Consider the following 22,106-nt stretch of genomic DNA (forward strand, 5'->3'; position numbering starts at 1 on the left):
AAAATCACATCAGCGTATGTCAACCCTTATTCGACGCTTGCCCTATATGGCATACGAAGACCAACAACAAATCACTCGCCTGTGTGTGCGTTGTGGGTTATTGCTTATGCAATATGGTGCCGAGTCTACGGTTGTGGTTGATTTGTGCAAACGTCTTGGAGCGGCTTTAGGGGTTGCCAGTGTGGAGTGTGGGCTTGCGTTTAATGGCATTACCATTACCACGATTTACAACAATCGCTGTATCACCACTTTGCGTGCCTCTACCACGCACGTGATTAATGTAAGCATGATTATTCAAATTCAGCGAATTGTGCTTGATTTGGAGCGTATGCCAATTTCTAACACCAGTATGACAACGCCACTGGAACACGCTCTTGAACGTTTTGATGCTTTGGATAAAAGTACGTATCCGTTTTGGCTTGTAGCCATGATGGTTGGGTTGTCTTGTGCATGTTTTGCTCATTTAGCCGGCGGTGATTTGGTGGTGGTGGCAATGACTTATTTGTCAGCAATGACCGGGCAATTGGTGCGGTATTTTTTAACCAAACATCATTTTAATCCTTTTGTGGTGGCAGGCATGACGGCTTTTTGTGCGTCTATTTTGAGTAGTTTGGCATTGCTGGCTCATATTGGCAACGATCCGCACATAGCCATTGCATCAAGCGTGCTGTTGCTTGTGCCGAGTTTTCCACTGATTAATTCATTGTCTGATATGTTAAAAGGTTATATGAATATTGGCATTGGCCGTTTTATGTTTGTGGTGATTTTGACCTTGTCATCGGGTGTTGGCATTAGTTTGGCATTGATTTTGTTAAACATTCGTCAATGGGGCATTGCTTAAAAAATAGCCTAAGGAAATAGCTGTGATCGATGTTGGTTTGTTGCTAGAGGCGGTATTTTTCGCTTCGTTAATGACACTGGGCTGGAGCATGATGGTGAATGTACCGGCCAAACATTTGGCAAAATGCGTGCTCATCACTGTGGTGGGTTTTGGGCTTAGAAATATTTGGTTACAATTTGGGGCAAATTTAATCGTTAGTACTTTTATTACCGCTATGGTAACAGGTTTTTTATCGGTTTATTTGGCAAAACGCTATCTGATTACACCAAAAGCTGTGCTTGTCCCTGCACTGTTGTGCATGATGCCGGGTGTGCCTGCTTATAAAGCGATGTTGAGTTTGGTTGAGCTTGGTTATGCAGGTTACAATCAGTTGTTATTTGTCCAAATGATGGATTATGCGTTAAATGCACTGTTTGTTACTTTTGCATTGGTGTTTGGTTTGTCATTGCCATCAACGATCATTTATCGCAAAGAGCCAATTGTTTAGGTTGGCTTAATCCTATTTAAATTAATATTGACTTAAATTAATATTGACTTAAATTAATCCAGTTTAATTATTTTAATTATTAATCCAATTCAATTTTTGTGCCAACTTTTGCAAAATTCATCACAAACTGGCTTTTAAAGCGTCTGACATTGTTTTCAAATGTCAAATAATCACGGGTAAAACGGTGATAGTCTTCCATGTTTTTGGCATGCACCAACAATAAAAAATCAAAATCCCCTGAAATTTCATAACAACTCATGACATTTGGTAGGCGATTCATCAAGCGTTCAAATCCCTCTTGCAAGGCAGTATTTTGTTTTTCCATTTCAATAAGCACAAAAGTCGTAAGGCTAAAACCCAGCTCCACAGGATTAATAATTGCCACTTGTTTGGTAATCACCCCGGTATCCATCATAAACTGAATGCGCCGTTGACAAGTGGCAACCGAAGCGTGGACTTGTTCGGAGATGTTTTTGAGCGGTAAAGTCGCATCTTCTTGTAAAATATTTAAAATACGTTTATCAATATCATCAATTTCGTGTTGCATAACAAACCTGTTACAGACATTAAAAAATCATTTTGTGCAAAAAAAGCATTTTTTTATAAAAAAATAATATGCTAATTTAGCACAATTTGTTAAAAAATGAAATATTTTTTCAAAAAAACCTTTTATAATATCTCAATATTTTTTAATCAAACATCTTTGTCATGTTGTGTGTGCAAATTTTAAATCTTAGGCTGTCATCTGTATGTTAAATTTAACCGCTTATCCGAAAAATTATCCAAAAGCCAATTTTGCCAATTTTTTACAAAATCACAAAATTTTGTTTGGAATTGTGTTGGCTTTGTTGTCCAATGTGCTGTTTGCGGTGTTGTATCTGTACAGTCATTGGCTGTCGCCGCTGACGGGCACGCAAGTGTTTTTGTGGCGTATGGTGGCAATGTGGTTTGGGTTGTTTGTGATTATGTTGTTAAGCGGTGGTTTTGCAAAATTACGCAAGTTTTTTCAATCACTTACCACGTTGCATCAAAAAATTTGGCTTGTGTTGCCGACGCCGATTTTGGCAAGTCAGTTATGGCTGTTTATGTGGGCGCCTGTCAATGGGCAAGCGGTGAATGTGGCAATGGGGTATTTTTTGTTTCCGCTTGTGATGGTGGTGGCAGGCTGTTTGGTGTTTGGTGAAAGGCTAAGTTTATTAAAAACGGTGGCAATTGGTCTTGCGGTTTTGGGTGTGGCGTTGCAGGTGTATTTGGCAGGTTCGGTATCGTGGGCGACGGCGTGGGTGTGTTTAACTTATCCGATTTATTATACCTTTCGTCGTTGGCAAGGCGTGCCTGCATTGCTTGGGTTGTTTTTGGATTTGACGATAATTGCACCGTTTGCGTTGGCGGTGCTGTTGTGGCAAGGTGATAGTTTTGCACTGATTGGTGGTTCGTTGTCTATGCTGATCTTGATTTCACTGCTTGGCGTGATTAGTGCAGTTGCGATGCAAAGTAATTTGCAGGCAAGTTCGTTATTGCCTGTCAATTTGTTTGGCATGCTAAGTTATCTTGAGCCTGCGTTGATGTTTGTGTTGTCCATCGTGGTGTTAAATGAGGCGATGAGTGTGGAAAAAATGTTTAGTTTTGGGCTGATTTGGGCGGCGGTTTTGGTGATGATCGGACAATCACTTTGGCAAAACAAGCACAAGGCTAACGAAAATCACACGCAATAACATGGTCATTTACCATACCGACTGCTTGCATGAAGGCATAACAAGTTGTTGCACCGACGAACTTAAAACCGTCTTTTTTTAGCTGTTTTGCCATTGCATCGGCATAGACGGTTTTGGTAGGAATTTCGCTTTCATGTGCAAAATGATTGACAAGCGGTTGTTTTTGATGATTTTCCACAAAATTTGGCGACATTTGCCACAGATAATCACTAAATGACTGGGTTTTTGTAATTGCCAAATACGCTTTTGCATTGTTAATAATTGCTTCAATTTTGCCACGATGACGGACAATACCGTCATTTTGCATTAATCTATCCACGGTGTTGTTGTCAAATTTGGCAATCAGATTTGGATCAAAATCTAAAAACGCACGGTAATAATTTTGGCGTTTTTGCAAAATCGTAATCCAACTTAGCCCCGCTTGCATGCCCTCAAGGCATAGCATGGCAAACAAATCGCGATCGTTAAAGTTTGGCTTGCCCCATTCTGTATCATGATACGCTTGATACAATCTATCAAGTGGCGGTTTAACCATGCACCATGCACAGCGATGGGGTGGGTTTTTGGTAATTGGTATCATTTAAATGGATTAATCAAAAATAGCCTAAGCAGTTAGATCAATGTTTTTGGTTTCTTTCATTGTCATTAGGGCAAAGAGCGACAATATTGCATTGGCAAACATATAAATACCAACGCCCATCATGCCAAAGCGATTGTTAATTTCAATTGCGACTAAGGTTGCAATTGATGCTCCAACAATGGCTGCCAAATTATACGACAACGATGCCCCAGAATAACGCACCTCGGTTGGAAATAATTCAGGCAACAAGGCCGCCATAGGGCCAAACGTCATACCCATAAATGCCATGCCAATCACCAAAAATAACAACACACTCATTGGCGTACCTTGGGTTAAAAACAGTGGCAAACACAAACCAAAAATCATAATGCCAATGGTAACAAGGCTAAGCCATTTTTTGCGGCCAATTTTATCAGCGGCGATGCCTGATACGCTGGTAAACAAACCAAATACAATTGCACTTAACAACAAAAATCCTGTAAAAGTATTGGGTTCGATGCCAAGCCCCATCGGATGCCCGGCCGGTGAAAGTTTTGCTGGACTTTTGGAATAAACCTGCACAAAGGCAGTCATGATATAAAACAGCACATAAGTGGCTGCCATGACAAACGTTCCTTGTAAAATCGGCCGCCAATACTCGGTTAAAACTTTAAACACAGGGGCATTGACTTTTTTGCCTTGTTCTTCAGCGGCGCGATATACGTGGCTTTCATGCAAGGTTAAACGCACATACAAGCCTACACCTACGAGCACAATCGAAATTAAAAATGGAATTCGCCACGCCCATTCTACCAAAGCTTCTTTGCCAAGCATTGCACTTAGTACAAAAAACACCGCATTTGCCAAAAACAGTCCAATCGGCGCTCCAAGTTGTGGAAATGTTCCATACCATGCACGTTTGCCCTCAGGGGCGTTTTCAGTGGCAACCAAAGCCGCTCCTCCCCATTCACCGCCAAGGCCAATGCCTTGCCCTATGCGTAAAATACACAAAAGTAAAGGGGCGATCACGCCAATTTGGGCGTAAGTTGGCAACAATCCAATGGCAACTGTGGATAAACCCATTGTCAACAGTGAAGCCACTAAGGTTTTTTTACGCCCTAATTTATCACCAAAATGTCCAAACAATGCCGATCCAATTGGGCGAGCAATAAACGCCAATGCCAAAGTTGATAGTGAAAACAAAGTAGCCGCCGCAGGATCGGATTTATCAAAAAACTGCGTGTTAAACACCAAAACCGCAGCAGCTGCATAAATATAATAATCATAAAACTCAATTGCAGTGCCAATCATCGAAGCGGTGGCAACTTTTTTTGGATCATTGCGTAAGGCGATGGTTTGTGTCATATTTGTTCCAATATGTATACTGTAAATTAAGTGTATACTATAAATTATTGACATGCATCAGAAAAGCAAAAAAATTAGGAATAATTTTTATACGGACAATAACAATTGGTTATCAAAAACAATTGGTTATCAAAAACATGTCAAGGACAACCGGTTGCCAAAAAAGTGTTTAGGCATTGTCATAAAAACGCATGGGTTTTGCCAATACCAACCGATTACGCCCCGTGGTTTTGGCTTGGTACATGGCATCGTCAGTGCGATGAATGAGTTTTTCAAATGCGATCGGTAAGCCTAAATTTGGGGCAGTTTGTTGGCGTAAATAGCGCAAAAAACTGGGTTTTTGTGGGTTGGCTAAGGTTTCACCAATCCGATACACAGAACCTGCTCCTAAACTTGTGGTTACGATGAGTTGGTGTCGTCCTTGATTGGCTTTGATGTGGGCTTTTTCGGTTAGGGTAATGGGGCTGTTGGCAATGGCATGACGGATTTTTTCGGCAAATGTTTGAGCTTCGTGTTGTTCGCTGTTGGGTAAAATCACCAAAAACTCTTCACCGCCAAGCCTGCCTAATACTGCTTGTTTTGGCAAAACCGTCTTTACTGCCTGCACGGCTTGAATGAGTACTTTATCACCAATCGGATGCCCATAGGTGTCATTGATGTTTTTAAATTTATCCAAATCAAAATAAATCACGCTTGTTACTTGCCAATCTCGATACGCCCACAAATGATTAAAAAACGCATACACACTGCGCCGATTGTAAGCCCCTGTTAATGCGTCCACCTCAGACAACCGATAAATAGACTGTTCTTGTTTTTCTAGCACACGCAAAACTTGGGCAACGGCAAGCACGGTTAGGGTAACTTTTGGCAAAGCAAGGTAAAGATAGCTTAATTGCCAAATGGGCGTACCGTACAAATTTTCTGTTGGATAAAAACTTGGCACAGATCGAAAATATTGAAAATGCTGATTAGCCAAAAAAAATAGCAACGCCGCCACACATAACAAATAAGCTGTTAAAATAAACCGCCAACGCAACAAAAACAGTCCAAGCACCATACTTCCTAAAAACATAATGCCAACAGCACTGGTATTTTCACCAATTGCCAAGGTAAATAACAAGCCGTAAAACAAGTACATAAGCACATACGAGCCTTGCACCCAAAACCAACGAGCGGTATTTTCAGGGATATTTAACACCCCTGCAATTGCCAAAATTGACAAACTAAACAAGGCAAGGGCAAACATTGCAAGCGACAACATGACATCATCTACCACAATGTTGCCAATTCCTATGATATTTTGGCTTTTTGATGACAGCATAAACGCATACCAACTGCCATGCAAAGCCAATTCAGCCATAGTTAACAAAATAAATAAGATAAACTTATCTGTTTCAGTGGCTTTTAGGTTGTATTGGTTGGCCGGATATTTATTAGGAAATAAGTCAAACACCATTGCCAAGCGTTGCCAAAATCCAAGTGGCGTATCGGTATGGACAAGGTGAGTTTGCGTGGTTAAACTTGGCATAGCGGTAAGTGGGGCGTAAGCGTAAGTAAAAAGCTAAATAAGTAAACAGCTAAATTGGCAAAAATTTTAACGCCAAATTTTTAACATCAAATGAATGATAATTATTTTTTTAATGGTAAACTTTTTAATTATAAGCATTTTTTAGCAAAAAGACAGCTATAAATTGCAATTTTACGGATAAACGCACAAAAAAACAGACAAAAGTCTGCTAATTTGTTAAACATTTTTGTTAAGCGTTAAGCACGAACACATCTTTAAATTTAAAACAGTTAAATTTAAAACACCTGTTAAATTTAAAGTTAGTCGTTCAACACACGACGAGCGGTAATAAAACGCCCCGCCCAATATTTTGAATCAAGGTTTGTAATTTCTACGGTTTTACCCGTTGATGGTGAATGGATAAATTTGCCCTCGCCGACATACATGCCTACATGACTGATACGCTTGCCACTATGAGCAAAAAACAGCATATCCCCTACTTGTAGTGCATCGCGACCAACCTTTGTGCCAACGGTTGCCATATCGCGCGAGGTGCGTGGTAAACTTATGCCTGCATTGTTAAATACATATTGCATAAAACCGCTGCAATCAAATCCGCTGGGTGTTGTACCGCCAAGGCGATAGGGCGTACCGATAAGGGTTTTAGCCTTGCTAAGCAAACTGTCAGCCATGCTTGAAGTTTGGTTTTGTAGTGTGTTGATTTTTTCTAAAAAATTATCAACATTGTCATTTGCCATTGCACCAGTTGGCAGGCTAAGTATCGCACAAGGAAGAACGGTTAACACAGCTTTTTGGATAAAATTCATGATTAAAAACTCACGTTTAAGTTTTTATACCTATATTTGTTATTTTTTGTTATTTTATAATGCTTTTATAAATTTTTGCTAAAAAATATGGGTATAAAAATTTATCAATTATACAAAAATGGGCGTTTTGTTACATAACCAACCTATTTGGTTACACAACGATAAAATTGGCATTATAATAACAGGAAAAATTTAACAATTTGGATATCTTTTTGGCTTAAAATGTTAATAAATATTACAATGTTAATAAAGATGGGCGTGAGAAAGTTTACAGAAATTATACAGAAAGACTGTGGTAATAAATAGCACACAATAAAAAACTGTTATTGGTTAAAATAACAGTTTTTTGAACTTATGAATGATTCTCAATCATTTTCAAGGAATGAACGCAAATGTTCTGAACGCGAAGGGTGGCGTAATTTGCGTAAGGCCTTGGCTTCTATTTGACGAATGCGTTCGCGCGTAACATCAAACTGTTTGCCAACTTCTTCTAATGTGTGATCGGTTGCCATGTCAATACCAAAGCGCATTTTTAGCACTTTAGCCTCGCGGTCGGTAAGATTGGCAAGCACTTCACGCGTGGCTTCTTTTAGGCCTTGGGCTGTGGCTTCATCGACAGGGCTGTTAATGCTTGAATCTTCGATAAAATCACCCAAATGACTGTCTTCATCATCACCAATCGGCGTTTCCATAGAAATTGGCTCTTTGGCAATTTTTAGCACTTTACGCACTTTTGCCTCGTCCATATCAAGGCGACAACCCAGCTCTTCAGGGGTTGGCTCGCGTCCCATTTCTTGTAGCAGTTGACGGCTAACGCGATTGATTTTATTGATGGTTTCAATCATGTGTACAGGAATACGAATGGTTCTGGCTTGATCCGCGATTGAACGCGTGATCGCTTGGCGAATCCACCATGTTGCATACGTAGAAAACTTATAACCACGGCGGTATTCAAATTTATCCACCGCTTTCATAAGGCCAATATTGCCCTCTTGAATAAGGTCTAGGAATTGTAAACCGCGGTTGGTGTATTTTTTGGCAATGGAAATTACCAAACGCAAGTTGGCTTCCACCATTTCTTTTTTGGCACGGCGGGCTTTGGCTTCGCCAACTGACATATTGCGTGCGACTTTTTTCATCTGATTAATATCCATGCCAAGTTTGGTTTCATAATCAGCGATTTTGCCTTGATGTAACAACACCTCATCTAAAATCTTGCTTAGATTGTCAGCAAAATCAGGTTTACCTGCGATGCGATTTGGTAGCCAGTCAAGGTTGGTTTCGTTGTTTGGAAAAGTTTTACGAAATTCATCTTTTGGCATTTTACCGCGACGAATGACAAGTTTCATAATGTGGCGTTCGTGTTTGCGTACATCTTCGTAAACGGCACGCATCATATCCATAATGATATCTGCAATCCGCCCCGTTAATTTAAATAGCATAAAATAATTTGCCAAATCTTGGTAGGCTTGAGTGCTTTGTTCGCTGGCACGTCCATGTTTTTCAGTAGCGGTTTTGGCAACTTGGTATAATTTTTCTAATTCAATAAAGCGGTTTTTAACCTCTTCAAGATCAAGTCCAATGGTATCATCGGTTTCGCCATCGTCGCCAATTTCATCGGTTTCTAGTGAATCGTCGGTTTCTTCGGTTTCGCTGTCTAAATCGTCTAAATCTTTATCTGCCAAGGTTTTTTTGGGTAAAATTGGCAAATCAATTTTATCACTGCCCTCGCCAATTTCAACATCATCACTGCTGGCATCTAAAAAACCTGTAACAATGTCTGATACTTTTTTTTCACCCTCAAACGTTTCTTGGTATTCAGACAACACAAGCTCCACCGTGCCTGGCCAAAAAGTCATAGCGTATTGCACATCACGCACGCCATCTTCAATGCGTTTGGCAATTGCAATTTCACCTTCGCGGGTCAGTAAATCCACCGTACCCATCTCGCGCATATACATACGCACAGGATCAGTGGTGCGTCCAGGTTCCGATTCAACCGATGCCAATACAGCGGCCGCTTCGTCAGCAGCAATTTCATCATCATTGCTATTATCGCTTAGCATAATGTCATCTTCGTCAGGGGCAATTTCAAAAATTTTAATCCCCACATCAGACAGCATTTGAATAATGTCTTCAATTTGATCGCTTTCGATAACCGAATCAGGCAGTTGATCATTAATTTCGGCATAAGTAAGGTAGCCTTGTTCTTTACCCATTTGGATTAAAGTGGCTAATTGGGAAGTGGAATGTTCGTAATCGCTCATGCTCGCTCGCTTGTATCTTAAGGTGCTAAAAATCGACGGTTTATTATAGTCGATAAATGGGTATTTTTGGTAAAATAAAAAGGTTTTTGGCAAAATTTATTGTATCAAATTTATTGTATCAAACTTATTGCATCAAATTTATTGTATCAAATTGATTGGTTTTTTTATTGGTTGTTGGGATCTAGCAATTTGATCGCGCCTTTTATTTGACAACAACAGGGCAACAGTTCATCTTCGGTTAGCATCACCAAAGGGGTTAAAGTATACTGGACACAGCTTTCACTGTTTAGTTTTACAAACTTTTGTTTGCAAACACCACAATAACCTTGTTGGCATTCAAAATCCACCGCCACGCCAACTCGCCGTAAACCTGCCAACAAGGTTTCATTGTCATGCAAATAAAAATGCGTGTTTGGGTGAATAATCCATGCCATAATGTTAATTTTTTATAAAATTGTGTTAAAAAATTTTAACCAAACAATGCTTAACCAACCAATGCGTTACAGTTCAAAGCCATCAAAATCATTGCTGCTTAATTCGGCATCAATTTGTCCAACCAAATACGATGTAATCTCCGATTCTTGTGGGGCAACTTGTACATTGTCTGACGATAGCCAATTGTTCATCCAAGGCAAGGGGTTGTTTTTGGCATGGGCAAAAATTGATGGCAAACCAATTGCCTCCATACGCAAATTGGTAATATATTCTACATATTGTGATAAGATATTTTCATTTAAACCTATCATTGAACCGTCTTTAAACAAATATTTTGCCCATGCTTTTTCCTGTTCTGCAGCAAGACGAAAAATCTCTACGCTTTCTGCTTGACATTCTTTGGCAATTTCGGCCATTTCAAGATCGTCTTTGCTTGTTTGTATAAGGTTAATCATATGCTGTGTGCCGTTTAAATGTAAGGCTTCATCGCGGGCAATCAGCTTAATAATTTTGGCATTGCCCTCCATCAGTTTGCGTTCAGCAAAGGCAAAAGAACAAGCAAAGGACACATAAAAACGTATGGCCTCTAATACATTAATTGCCATCAAGCATAAATAAAGTTTTTTCTTTAAGTCTGTTAAGCTAATTTTAACAGTTTTGCCATGAATTTGATGCAAACCCTCGCCGTATAAGTTAAAAATTTGGGCGGTTTCGTACAAATCGTCATAATATTTAGCAATGTCGCTTGCCCGCTCCAAAATATACGGATTTTCCACAATTTCATCAAAAACTTTGCTCGGATCGTTGACAATGTTGCGAATAATATGGGTGTAACTGCGTGAGTGAATGGTTTCTGAAAAACTCCATGTTTCAATCCAAGTTTCAAGTTCTGGAATGGATACAAGTGGCAACAGTACTGCGTTTGGACTGCGGCCTTGGATACTATCAAGCAAAGTCTGGTATTTTAAATTGCTTAAAAAAATGTGTTGTTCATGATCGGCAAGGTTGGAAAAATCTAAGCGATCTTTGGATACGTCAATTTCTTCGGGCCGCCAAAAAAATGACAGTTGTTTTTCAATTAATTGCTCAAAAATCGGAAATTTTTGTTGATCGTAACGGGCAACATTCACAGGCTGACCAAAAAACATAGGTTCGGTTAACGGATTGTTTTTGGTTTGGCAAAAAATTGAATAGTGCATGATGATGTATCCTATTGTTAAATTTTTACTTATATTGTCTTTAGTAAAAATTTAAATTCATTGACAAAAGTTAGCCAAATATCATAGCATTTTTTGCTAATTTTTTCGACTGTAATTTTGGATTTTTTGGTAAAAATTTAACAAAAATGGTTTTTTAGCAAATGATTGTTTGTCTAACAAAAATTTTGGTTGAGTGTTTAAATAAAATGTTATATTATAACGAAAGAGTGTAATAACTGTAGAGTGTGATAAATGTAGAGTGTGATAACTGTGCTAGCAAATAATGCAATCGAAAGAAACAATTTAACTTAAAGGTGTTATGATGAAACCCAATCAAATTACAAATTTTGGTAAAATTTTTGGTATGACAATTGGCATGAGTGTCGGATTGGTGGCTTTGACTGCTTGCCAACAAGCACAAAATTCAGCCACGCAAGCAGATGATAAAAGTACAGCAAGTACAGCAACCACCGGTGATAAAATCAATGTTTATGCATCGACCAATGTGTGGGGTTCTGTTCTAAAAAATGTCGGTGGCGATCATGTGAATGTGATTGTTGCAGTGAATGATGTCAATCAAGATCCGCACGAATACCAAGCCACAGCCCAAGATAAACTCAACATTAGTCAGGCAAAATTGGTGTTGGTGAATGGGGGCGGTTATGACGACTGGGCGACGAGTTTGGCAAAATCTGTAGAGCAGCCCCCCATGATTATTAACGCAGTGGATTTGTCAGGGTTAAAACCCGATGACCACGATCATGATCACAAACACGATCACGAGCATGACCAAGATCATAGCCACGATCATAGCCACGGCCATCACCATCATCACCATCATGGCGAGTTTAATGAACACGTCTTTTTTTCGTTAGATACCGCCAAAAAAGTTGCTGAAGCGGCGGCCAATCATCTTTCTCAAGTAGACACTGCCAATAAAGCAACGTATGAACAAAATGCCAAGGATTTTATCGGGCAATTAAACCAACTACAAGCCATGGCTAAAAATATTGGCAAAGATAAACCATTTTCTGCGTTTGCTACCGAACCTGTGATCGGTTATTTGTTAAACGATATGGGTATTAAAGATGCCACGCCAAAAGATTATATTAAGCAGTCAGAAACCAATGCAGGCGTGTCGGTAAAAGTGTTGGACGACAGCAAAAAATTGTTAAAAAACAAACAAGTGTCTGTATTGGTTGTCAATGCCCAAACTGAAGATGCCACATCAAAACAGTTGGTGGAGATTGCCAAACAAGCAGGACTTCCAACCGTATCCGTCAATGAAACCTTTCCTGTAGGCATTGATAATTATGTAGATTTTATGAAAAAAACCATTGATGATTTTGCAGGTGCGTTGAATGTTGCAGCGGCAGAATCTCATGATGATCACGATCATGATCACAAACACGATCACGAGCATGACCATAATCATGACCATGACCACGACCACGATCATAGCCATAGCCATAGCCACGATCACAACCATCACGACCACGATCATGATGATCATAAACATGCCCATTAACAAAGTCTTAGTTTAACCAAATTGTCAGCTCTGTTACCAAAAACTGAGCTGACTTTTGTCATTGTAATTTTGTTATGTGCAAAAATGTGCGTAAAACCATGTTAAAACAGAACCATGTTAAAATTGTGTTAAAATCATTTTAAAACTGTGTTAAAATTGTATGAAAATTGTATGAAAATTATGCTAAAATAGAAAACATTGATAAAAACTTATGAATCAAATAACCATCGAAGCACCATTAACCCCTATTAATCAAGGGGTTAAGTCGCCTTTAATCCTGCAAAAATCCGATTGCCAAAAAGTCATGATCTGCCAAAATGCCACCATGCACTTTGGGCAACGCGTGCTTTGGCAAGCGATAAATTTTGAGATTTTAGCGGGGGAATTTGTGGCATTATTGGGTGCAAACGGTACGGGAAAAACCACGCTTTTTCACAGTATTTTGGGCTTAAAACGTTTAACGCAAGGCAATATTCATTTGACAAGTGGTGTTAAAATCGGCTATGTGCCACAGCTTAAAAATTTTGATCCAAAACTTCCCATTCGCGGACGTGATTTGGTGCAGTTGGGTTTAGATGGTGAAAGTTATTTGTTTGGTCGATTTAGTCCAAAAAAACTGTTTGGTGTGCATTGGCTTTCGACCAAACAAAAAAATTATCGCATCAATAAAGCCATTGACGAAGTGGGCGGACATGCTTTTGCTGATATACCGCTGCATCTGTTGTCAGGTGGTGAACAACAGCGTATGCGTATTGCACAGGCGTTGGTTGCGGAGCCTGATTTGTTGCTGCTTGATGAACCGTTGTTGAGTTTAGATGTGGCAAGTCAGTATGTGGTGTGTGATATTTTATTGCATCGCAAAACCTTTCATAATACCGCGATTTTGATGATTAGTCATGAACTGGCTCCTATTAAACCATTGGTTGATAAGGTGGTTTTTCTCAAGGACAGCACGGCTAAAGTTGGTGATGTGGCGTTGTTACAAGCGTATCAGGGTTTTTAGTGTAAACAATGTAGCGTAAACAATGTTTTGTCAAACAAATTTTAGGTTTTTATTTTTAGATTTTCATTGGTTAAAAAGTAAAATGATTAAAAAAGTAGAATATTCATGTTGCTAACGGTAGGTTTAGATCTGATTATAAATTTTGACAATTTTTGGCAATTGTTGCCTCTTGTGTATTCATCTATCCTTGCTGCTATGATTTTGGGCGTGTTGGCAGGCTTAATAGGCCCTATGATACAGGCGCGTGATATGGCGTTTGCGGTACATGGTACGGCAGAATTGTCATTTGCAGGGGCGGCGTGTGCATTGTGGCTTGGTAGCTCGGTAACGCTTGGAGCAGTGGTAGGATCTATGTTGGCTGGAGTGATATTGGCACTCATGGGTCTAGATGGTAAAAATCGCAATGCGTTAATTGGAATTATGTTGCCATTTGGGCTTGGACTTGGCGTGTTATTTTTATCGCTATATCAAGGGCGTTCGTCTAATAAATTTGGGCTATTGACAGGGCAAATTGTGGCAGTAACCTCCGCGGATCTACAAGCTATGCTGATGGTGGCTGTAATTGTGTTGGTGGTTATGGCAATTTTTGGTAGGCGAATGTTTTTTGCAGCCATTGATCCACAAATTGCCGAGGCTCAACATGTCTCATTGCGTAAGCTTTCGCTATTGTTTATGTTTGTGCTAAGCCTTGTGGTGGCTGTGAGTGTGCAACTTGTGGGGGCGTTATTGTTGTTATCGCTGTTAATTACACCCACAGCGGCCGCTTCACAAATTACCGCAAGGCCGTTATTTTTATACGGATTTTCTGTATTGTTTGCAATGATTGCTGGCGTTGGTGGAATTTTATTGTCATTGGGGCCAGGTTTGCCGATCTCACCTTACATTACCACGATTTCGTTTTTGATTTATTTGTTGTGTTTTGGCATTGGTTTTTTGCGTAAAAAATCAGGTTGGCAAAACCGCTTAAACCAACCCTCAAATTTACAAAACGATTTGACTTATCCAATGGACAACAATTTTTTGGACAACAATTGTTCCAAACATTAAGGTTGTGAAACGCTAAGGTTTTTATGCCAAATTTGATAATTAACCTTAAACGCGCAAAATTGTGCTAAAATAAGCCAAATTTTAACTGTTTAGAGACTTAATTTTAGAGACTTAATAATATGGCATTGATACATTTACGCAATTTACATTTGGCTTTTGGCATTGAACCGATTTTAGATGGGGTGGATTTTAATCTTGAACAAGGCGAGCGTGTTTGTTTAATTGGACGCAACGGCGAGGGTAAATCCACTTTGTTTAAAGTCATCAGTGGTAAGATTCATGCCGATAGCGGTGATTTGAGTATGATGAGTGGTTTAAAAATTGCGATGTTGGAGCAAGACATTCTTGAAACCACAGGTAAGGTTGTTGATATTGTGCTGGCAGGGGCTTGTGATTTGGCAAGTTGGTTAAAAGATTATGACAAACAAAGCCTTGCGTGTGCCAATGGTGATATGCAGGCTTGCGAAAAAATGACGGTTTTGCAGCATAAAATTGACGATGTGCAAGGTTGGGATCTGCCGCGAGAAGTGCAAACATTGCTATCGATGATGGATCTTGATGGTGAAGCGGATATTGCTGATTTGCCAGGAGGACGCAGGCGTCGCGTTCTTTTGGCAAGGGCGTTAATTACAAAGCCTGATGTTTTATTGCTTGACGAACCGACGAACCATTTAGATGTAGACAGCATTGAATGGCTTGAGCAGTTTTTGTTAAATTGGCAAGGTTTGACCTTGTTGTTTATTTCGCATGACCGAACGTTTATTGACAAAATTGCAACAAGCATTGTGGAGCTTGATCGTGGTGTGTTACGCAGTTATGATGTTACCCAAGGCATAAAAGGCTATGCACGCTATCAAGAATTAAAACAATTACAACTACAGGCCGAGGAAAAAGCCAATGCCAATTTTGACAAAAAACTGGCCGAAGAAGAAATATGGATACGCCAAGGCATAAAAGCCAGACGCACGCGTAACGAGGGGCGAGTGCGTGCGTTAAAAGCATTGCGCAAGGAGCGTAAGGCACGGCGCGAGCAAGTTGGCCAGGTTAATATCAACATGAATGACAGCGAAACAAGTGGCAAATTGGTGTGTAAAGTCAAAAACCTAACCATCGGTTATGGTGATAAAACCTTAATCAAAGATTTTAATGCACTGATTATGCGTGGCGATCGCATCGGCATTATTGGCAAAAACGGCGTAGGCAAATCCACGTTAATCCATGCAATTTTAGGACTTGATAAGCCTGATATCCAAAAAACAGGATCGATAAAACTTGGCACAAATTTAGAAATTGCCTTTATAGATCAACTTAGAGATCAACTGGATTTAGAGGCAACGGTTGTCCAAAATGTTGCACAAGGATCGGATTATGTAGAAGTTGGTGGGCATAAAAAACACATTATTGGTTATTTGCAAGATTTTTTATTTGCCCCAGAGCGTGCCAGAACGCCCGTAAAAGCCCTTTCAGGCGGTGAGCGTAACCGTGTGCTCCTTGCCAAACAATTGCTAAAACCTGCCAATGTGTTGGTGTTAGATGAACCGACCAATGACCTTGACATGCCAACGCTTGAACTTTTAGAAGAAGCGGTAGCCAGTTTTAATGGCACAATTTTGCTAATCAGTCATGATCGCAGTTTTATGGACAATGTGGTTACATCAACTTGGGTATTTGATACGGATAAAAACGGCGATGGCATTGTCAAGCAATACGTTGGTGGTTATGAAGATTATGTTGAACAAAAAAACTATCTTGAACAAAAAACCTATGCTGAACAAAAAACCAAACAAACCCAAACCAAAATCTCCACCAAACCACAAAAAGACAAAACCGCCAAATCACAGAGCTATCCGCCACAAAATCATGCCAACAACACCAACACGATTAAGAAAAAATTAACTTATAAAGAACAACGTGAATTGGAAAATTTGCCCGGTGAAATTGATGAATTAGAAACAGAGCAAGCCAAATTACAAGCAAAATTGGCCGATGGATCATGGTTTAGCACCGATCTTGAACAAGCCACTAAGGCTTCCGAGCGTTTAAATGAAATTGACGAAATTTTAATGCAAAAGTTAGAACGTTGGGCGGAATTGGACGGTTGATTTTACTCATTTGGCAATTTTACATGCATGGATTAAAAAACTTGTAAAAAACTTGTAAAAAACTTGCCCAACGGTTTCAAATATGGTATAAATACAACCCTTTACTTTTTTTGGCAAATAGGGCGGACTAAGGGTAAATTATGGCATTGATCGTACAAAAATACGGCGGTACATCTATGGGAACAACCGATCGTATCAAAAATGTGGCAAGGCGTGTTAAACATTGGCATGAAAACGGACACAAAATTGTCGTTGTTGTGTCCGCGATGAGTGGCGAGACCAATCGGCTAATTGCTTTGGCACACGAAATTAGTGCCTCTCCGGATTTACGAGAATATGACCAAATGGTATCAACGGGCGAACAAGTGTCTATTGCACTGTTGGCTATGGCTCTTAAAGAAATCGGTGTTGATGCCAAATCCATGACGGGCGGACAAGTTGCCATTCGTACCGATGACAGCCACACCAAAGCCCGCATTCAGCACATTGACGATAGCCAACTTCGCCAAGCCTTAGATGCAGGCGTTGTGGTGATTGTTGCAGGTTTTCAAGGCGTAGATGATAACGGTGATATTAATACATTGGGACGTGGCGGTTCGGACACCACAGGCGTGGCCTTAGCGGCAGCCTTAAATGCTGATGAATGTCAAATTTATACGGACGTTGATGGCGTTTACACAACCGATCCGCGTGTAACCCCAAAAGCAAAAAAATTAGATAGGATCACTTTTGAAGAAATGCTTGAAATGGCAAGCCTTGGATCAAAAGTACTACAAATTCGTTCGGTAGAATTTGCAGGCAAATACCAAGTGCCCTTGCGTGTATTGTCAAGTTTTGATGAAAATGTAGATGGCAAATTTGATGACAATTTTAAACAAAATGTCGGCACGTTAATTACCACCGACAATGGAGATAGTATGGAGCAACCGATTATTTCAAGCATTGCCTTTACGCGTGATGAGGCTAAAATTACCATTCGCGATGTGCCAGATCGTCCAGGCATTGCATCAGCGATTTTAACACCGATTAGCGATGCCAATATTGAAGTGGATATGATTATCCAAAATTTATCCACTGAGGGTTTGACCGATTTTACTTTTACGGTTAATCGTGGCGATTACCAAAAAGCCTTAGATATTTTAAATGAACACGTCAACGAAATTGGTGGCAGTAAAGTCATCGGACAGGACAAAGTGGTAAAAGTTTCACTTGTTGGTGTAGGAATGCGTTCACACGCAGGTGTTGCCAGTAAAATGTTCCAAGTGCTTGCTGAAAACCACATTAACATTGAAATGGTGTCAACCAGTGAAATTAAAGTATCGGTTATCGTTCAAGAACAATACCTTGAAAAAGCAGTCAAAGCACTACACACCGCTTTTGGACTTGATCGTAAAGATGGTGAAAGCAAGGTTGCAGGCTTATAACCGACAGGTTAAACAAAAATAGATTAAGCAAAAAATTGGCAAATCAAACAAAACTTGTCAAACAAATCTAATAAATAAAAATGTTAATAAAACTATGGGGCAACAAGCCATAAGGTTTCTACTTTTTGTTAATTTTTACTTTTTTAGTAAAAAGTAGTTGGTAAATTGGATAAAAGCAATTATAATAAAAACCGTCATTTGGGCAAATGACGACTTTTCTTTTTATTAAAAACCTTTCAATCCAACAATTCAACCATTTTTTGGGTGATTAATTTTCAAAATTTTATGGCCATTGTAACATAAGGAGTGTGAAGATGTTAATTTTAACTCGCCGTGTTGGCGAAACTTTGATGATAGGCGACGAAGTCAGTGTAACTGTGTTGGGCGTAAAGGGCAACCAAGTGCGTCTTGGGGTAAATGCACCTAAAGATATTGCGGTACATCGTGAGGAGATTTACCAACGTATTTTGCATGAACGTGGACAAGAATACACGCCAGCTTTTGGTATGTCAAACTATAATCCAGAGTCGCGTAATTTTGGGCAACAAAACTACCAAAATCATGGCTACCGTAACAATCAAAACTACCAAAATAACGGTTATCGTGGTTATAATCGTGAACGTTTTGACCGTAATCCGCCTGGCTATGATCGCAGTATAAATGAACATTTGCATGGCAATCCACAAATGAATCATTTGGAAAACCGCAATTTTCCACAGCCAAACAGAGGGCGATCAAATTTGGCTGAAAATGTGGGGGAGAGCAATAAATTTAACCCATCATTTGATCCTTTTGAAGATGATTATTACAACCGTTAAATGTCAAAATTAAAACCTAAAAATTAAGGAGATTTAACGTGATTGATAAACTTGTCTTATCAGCATTATTGGCAAAACTTGATAATAAAAGCATTGATTTTCAAGGTGTTTTACAAACCATAGCTCAATATTACGATTATCAACCGGTTGCGTTTGCCAATGGTTTAGCCCATAGTAAAGCAGGGGAAAACGAAGCCAGTGCCAAAATCCTTGCTTTTGCACAGGCTAATCATTTAAATCAAACCGATACGTTAAAATTGTTTGCTGAACATTATGATGCGGTAAAAGCCACACCACGCGGCGATGATCACCCCAATATCCGTAATTTTATGTTTTATGGGTGGCAGGGGTTTTTAATGGCAAAAAGTGCGTTGACTTTAAAAACATAATTGCTTTAAAAATACAATTGGTTAATGCTGATTAAAGAGCAAAACACTAAGATTTTCACTAAGATTTTGCTTTTTGTTGGCGATTTTCTTTTTGAGTCAGGCGTTTTTGGCGAAAAAAATCTTGCAATAATTCACGACTGTTGTTGGCTAATAAGCCGTGTTCTACTTGTAAAGTATGATTGTAAAAGTTTTTTGTTGCAAAATTTTGTTGGCTAATGAGCATGCCAGCACGTGGTTCGGCAGTGGCAAAAACCAAGCGCGACACTCTTGCATGAATCATAGCTCCTAAGCACATGGTGCATGGTTCAAGAGTAACAAACAACTCACAGCCTTGTGGCAAACGGTAATTGTTAAAGTGTTGACAGGCATGCCAAATAGCAACCATTTCGGCGTGAGATGTGGCATTTTTGCTTAAAATCGGTTGGTTATAACCTGTGGCGATAATGTTGTTTTGGTATACCAATACCGCTCCAACTGGGACTTCACCCAATTTTGCACCGTACTTGGCACAGGCTAGGGCGATTTGCATAAAGCTTGTATCAAGTGCAGAAAATGACAATGGTGAATTCACAACAAAATTTTCTCAATACTGTTTTTTAATACTATTAATTTTTTATCAAAGTGTTTGAAACCAAAGCAAACAACCGCTAAATTATAGCCATTTTTTAACCAATAAGCAACCATGCTAAAAGTTTATAAGCAAAGCTTAAATATTGGACAGCCTAGGATAATGTCAGAGAGATAATGTCAAAGACATACACCCATCACAACAAATAATCACCAATCCATAAGGACTGATGGTTACTTTCTAATATTTATATTATTTCTTTTTACGCTTTCTGCCGTAGATTGCGTCAGCTAACTTGCGGTTTTTTCAATATCCTCCATAGATAATTCATCTATATTTTTACCTGCCATGGCTGCATATTGGTGTCTGGAGAACTCAAGTAACTCATCATTGACTTTTTGGGTTAAAGCACCTTGAAATATGAGCTAAGATTTGTTCTCTTAGCTCAATGCTTTGTTTGATACTATATTTGATATTGCTTTGGTTGAGCTTTTCGCTATCTCGCCACGCTTTTGCCTTGGTAATCGTCCTTGTGCTACATCCTAGCACTTGGCAAATTTGCACCCATGTACTGCCGACATCAAGCAACAATAATGTTTTTGATTTTATTGTACTATGAAATGTGGCGCTAGCCTATCCTGCAATAGCAATGGAATTAAATACAATAAAAAGTAAATTGGCTAGATTGATGTTTTGATTTGATTTTTGTTACTTAGGCGAATAATATTGAAAATGGTTGAACGCTTTAGATTTTATCCATTACCATCAAAAATTATTGGATTTTATCAAAATAGCTGCTAAAATAGCTTGAATTTTCACCAAAAAGATGGGTTTATTATGGCTAGAGCAAAATTAAGCAAAAATGCAATTGATTTTATTATAAAACATCGTGATGATACTTCAGCGGTTTATACATGGAGTGATATTGCAGAGCTATTAAACAAACATTTTGGCGTGCAAGTTACGCATCAAGCAGTGGCAAAAAAAATATTATAAATATAAAGACAAATTTAACATTGGTTCATCTTGTGCTATTAAAGAAAGACAGACCACTAAAGAACAAATTGCAGAAAATTTAAATCAACAAGATAACCAAGATAATGAACAAAAAGACCTTGAAATTCCTTTGTTTGATAAAATAAACAAATCCCTAAAAAACAGCATCCATTTAAACAGCATCCATTTTGTTATGCATTCAAAAGGAGGTGTTGGTAAAAGTGTCGTGAGTTTTTTAATGGCGCAATATATATTAAATAAAGTTGATAATAGTAAAGTCGCAATTATTGACATTGAACCCAATTATAGAACGTTATCAAGATATAAAAGCCTGAATGTTGAGAATATTGATGTTTTAAATGATAAAAGTGCTGTAATAAAAATATTACTGGCGTAGTTAAATTACCCAAACTAAATGCTGATACCTTTGAAAAAGATTTTAAAACAATGATGGAAAAAGGCATGACATTTATTGATGCAAAAAATGATGACAAAGTATTTGGCTTTTTGAGCAGAAAGCGACTTAATTATATTGAACAAGCTATCAATATGCAACTTGATGATATTTTTATGTAAGCTGAAGAGTAAAGGCACAGAAAGTATACGCAATTGATAAATTTTTTATCGCCATATCCAATAACACAAAAACCTTTTCTTTATCGCTTGGCAACTCCATAATCATCAAAACCATAAAAATCAATAAGACAACAAGGATTTTCATTTTTAAGGGCAAAATAAATAATCAAATCAGCAATATTAAGTGCAAGCATACCGCTAATAGCAATCTTTGCTGTATTGAAATTGAGACAGTTGTTGATAAAAGTTCATAAATTTTCCTGTGTTTCAATTTACGCACAAAAGCAAACTGTAAACCTAACCTCGCTCCATCTCTTTTTGCCTTTGAAAGTCTGTAAAATTTGGTAAATTAAACTTACCATTGGCAAATCTGCTAACTTGTTGGTTTTTTGCTTGTGCTTGTTTGGTGAATTGTTTACAATAAAGCATGCTTAAAATAATTTTGAGTAACCT

At 38.8% G+C, this 22,106-nt stretch carries 20 protein-coding genes and 1 pseudogene; 12 read left to right on the top strand and 9 right to left on the bottom strand.

Annotated elements, in window-relative coordinates; translation table 11 throughout:
- The first annotated feature begins 16 nt into the window (after nucleotides 1-16).
- Both MOMA_RS06525 and MOMA_RS06530 read left to right on the top strand, forming a co-directional pair.
- Entirely contained in the window at nucleotides 17-841 is an 825-nt protein-coding gene (locus MOMA_RS06525) for a threonine/serine exporter family protein (RefSeq protein ID WP_152411810.1), read from the top strand.
- 22 nt (nucleotides 842-863) lie between these two features.
- On the top strand, nucleotides 864-1,328 hold the full coding sequence (locus MOMA_RS06530; protein WP_009501698.1) for a threonine/serine exporter family protein: 465 nt from the start codon (nucleotides 864-866) through the stop codon (nucleotides 1,326-1,328).
- 79 nt (nucleotides 1,329-1,407) lie between these two features.
- On the opposite strand, the gene MOMA_RS06535 is transcribed toward MOMA_RS06530, so the two are convergent.
- Nucleotides 1,408-1,875: an Lrp/AsnC family transcriptional regulator gene (locus MOMA_RS06535; protein WP_009501699.1), complete on the bottom strand. Its 468-nt coding sequence runs from the start codon at nucleotides 1,873-1,875 to the stop codon at nucleotides 1,408-1,410.
- Nucleotides 1,876-2,077: 202 nt separating this feature from the next.
- Between MOMA_RS06535 and rarD the strand changes: the two genes are divergently transcribed.
- On the top strand, nucleotides 2,078-3,043 hold the full coding sequence (rarD, locus tag MOMA_RS06540; protein WP_009501700.1) for an EamA family transporter RarD: 966 nt from the start codon (nucleotides 2,078-2,080) through the stop codon (nucleotides 3,041-3,043).
- Here the strand turns inward: rarD and MOMA_RS06545 are convergent.
- From MOMA_RS06545 to nrdB, 7 genes are all read right to left on the bottom strand, one after another.
- Entirely contained in the window at nucleotides 3,021-3,623 is a 603-nt protein-coding gene (locus MOMA_RS06545) for a DNA-3-methyladenine glycosylase I (protein ID WP_009501701.1), read from the bottom strand. The two genes, rarD and MOMA_RS06545, sit on opposite strands and share 23 nt — an antisense overlap.
- Before the next feature lie 24 nt (nucleotides 3,624-3,647).
- Complete coding sequence (locus MOMA_RS06550; RefSeq protein WP_009501702.1) at nucleotides 3,648-4,967, bottom strand: MFS transporter; 1,320 nt, start codon at nucleotides 4,965-4,967, stop codon at nucleotides 3,648-3,650.
- Nucleotides 4,968-5,136: 169 nt separating this feature from the next.
- Nucleotides 5,137-6,495, bottom strand: coding sequence for a GGDEF domain-containing protein (locus MOMA_RS06555; protein WP_009501703.1), 1,359 nt, complete (start codon nucleotides 6,493-6,495; stop codon nucleotides 5,137-5,139).
- A gap of 299 nt (nucleotides 6,496-6,794) precedes the next feature.
- Entirely contained in the window at nucleotides 6,795-7,301 is a 507-nt protein-coding gene (locus MOMA_RS06560) for a C40 family peptidase (protein WP_009501704.1), read from the bottom strand.
- Between the two features lie 365 nt (nucleotides 7,302-7,666).
- The gene (gene rpoD / locus MOMA_RS06565; protein ID WP_009501726.1) at nucleotides 7,667-9,568 is read right to left on the bottom strand and encodes an RNA polymerase sigma factor RpoD; all 1,902 of its coding nucleotides are present in this window, start codon (nucleotides 9,566-9,568) and stop codon (nucleotides 7,667-7,669) included.
- 164 nt (nucleotides 9,569-9,732) lie between these two features.
- On the bottom strand, nucleotides 9,733-10,002 hold the full coding sequence (locus MOMA_RS06570) for a 2Fe-2S iron-sulfur cluster-binding protein (RefSeq protein ID WP_009501727.1): 270 nt from the start codon (nucleotides 10,000-10,002) through the stop codon (nucleotides 9,733-9,735).
- Nucleotides 10,003-10,068: 66 nt separating this feature from the next.
- Nucleotides 10,069-11,202, bottom strand: coding sequence for a class Ia ribonucleoside-diphosphate reductase subunit beta (nrdB, locus tag MOMA_RS06575; protein ID WP_009501728.1), 1,134 nt, complete (start codon nucleotides 11,200-11,202; stop codon nucleotides 10,069-10,071).
- 322 nt (nucleotides 11,203-11,524) lie between these two features.
- Here nrdB and MOMA_RS06580 point away from each other — a divergent pair, with 322 nt between their 5' ends.
- The 7 genes and pseudogenes from MOMA_RS06580 (at nucleotide 11,525) to MOMA_RS06610 (ending at nucleotide 19,513) form a co-directional block, all read left to right on the top strand.
- Nucleotides 11,525-12,730, top strand: a complete 1,206-nt coding sequence (locus MOMA_RS06580) for a metal ABC transporter solute-binding protein, Zn/Mn family (RefSeq protein ID WP_009501729.1) — start codon at nucleotides 11,525-11,527, stop codon at nucleotides 12,728-12,730.
- Between the two features lie 211 nt (nucleotides 12,731-12,941).
- Entirely contained in the window at nucleotides 12,942-13,733 is a 792-nt protein-coding gene (locus MOMA_RS06585) for a metal ABC transporter ATP-binding protein (protein ID WP_009501730.1), read from the top strand.
- A 105-nt stretch (nucleotides 13,734-13,838) separates the two neighbouring features.
- The gene (locus MOMA_RS06590; RefSeq protein ID WP_009501731.1) at nucleotides 13,839-14,780 is read left to right on the top strand and encodes a metal ABC transporter permease; all 942 of its coding nucleotides are present in this window, start codon (nucleotides 13,839-13,841) and stop codon (nucleotides 14,778-14,780) included.
- Between the two features lie 119 nt (nucleotides 14,781-14,899).
- Nucleotides 14,900-16,882: an ATP-binding cassette domain-containing protein gene (locus tag MOMA_RS06595; protein WP_009501732.1), complete on the top strand. Its 1,983-nt coding sequence runs from the start codon at nucleotides 14,900-14,902 to the stop codon at nucleotides 16,880-16,882.
- Nucleotides 16,883-17,022: 140 nt separating this feature from the next.
- A complete protein-coding gene (locus MOMA_RS06600; RefSeq protein ID WP_009501733.1) occupies nucleotides 17,023-18,306 on the top strand; it encodes an aspartate kinase in 1,284 nt (427 codons plus the stop codon).
- Nucleotides 18,307-18,620: 314 nt separating this feature from the next.
- Nucleotides 18,621-18,842: pseudogene (gene csrA, locus MOMA_RS10095) on the top strand (carbon storage regulator CsrA); the annotation flags it as partial.
- Nucleotides 18,843-19,162: 320 nt separating this feature from the next.
- Nucleotides 19,163-19,513, top strand: coding sequence for a HopJ type III effector protein (locus MOMA_RS06610; protein ID WP_009501735.1), 351 nt, complete (start codon nucleotides 19,163-19,165; stop codon nucleotides 19,511-19,513).
- A gap of 58 nt (nucleotides 19,514-19,571) precedes the next feature.
- Here MOMA_RS06610 and MOMA_RS06615 read toward each other — a convergent pair whose 3' ends face one another.
- Nucleotides 19,572-20,042: a nucleoside deaminase gene (locus MOMA_RS06615; protein ID WP_051012758.1), complete on the bottom strand. Its 471-nt coding sequence runs from the start codon at nucleotides 20,040-20,042 to the stop codon at nucleotides 19,572-19,574.
- Between the two features lie 876 nt (nucleotides 20,043-20,918).
- Between MOMA_RS06615 and MOMA_RS09885 the strand changes: the two genes are divergently transcribed.
- Together MOMA_RS09885 and MOMA_RS06625 are read left to right on the top strand one after the other, a co-directional pair.
- The gene (locus tag MOMA_RS09885; protein WP_161600316.1) at nucleotides 20,919-21,077 is read left to right on the top strand and encodes a hypothetical protein; all 159 of its coding nucleotides are present in this window, start codon (nucleotides 20,919-20,921) and stop codon (nucleotides 21,075-21,077) included.
- Nucleotides 21,031-21,474: a P-loop NTPase family protein gene (locus MOMA_RS06625; RefSeq protein ID WP_009501738.1), complete on the top strand. Its 444-nt coding sequence runs from the start codon at nucleotides 21,031-21,033 to the stop codon at nucleotides 21,472-21,474. The genes MOMA_RS09885 and MOMA_RS06625 overlap by 47 nt, the downstream gene beginning before the upstream one ends.
- Nucleotides 21,475-22,106: the final 632 nt, after the last annotated feature.

It is taken from the genome of Moraxella macacae 0408225 (assembly GCF_000320365.1).
Lineage (GTDB): Bacteria > Pseudomonadota > Gammaproteobacteria > Pseudomonadales > Moraxellaceae > Faucicola > Faucicola macacae.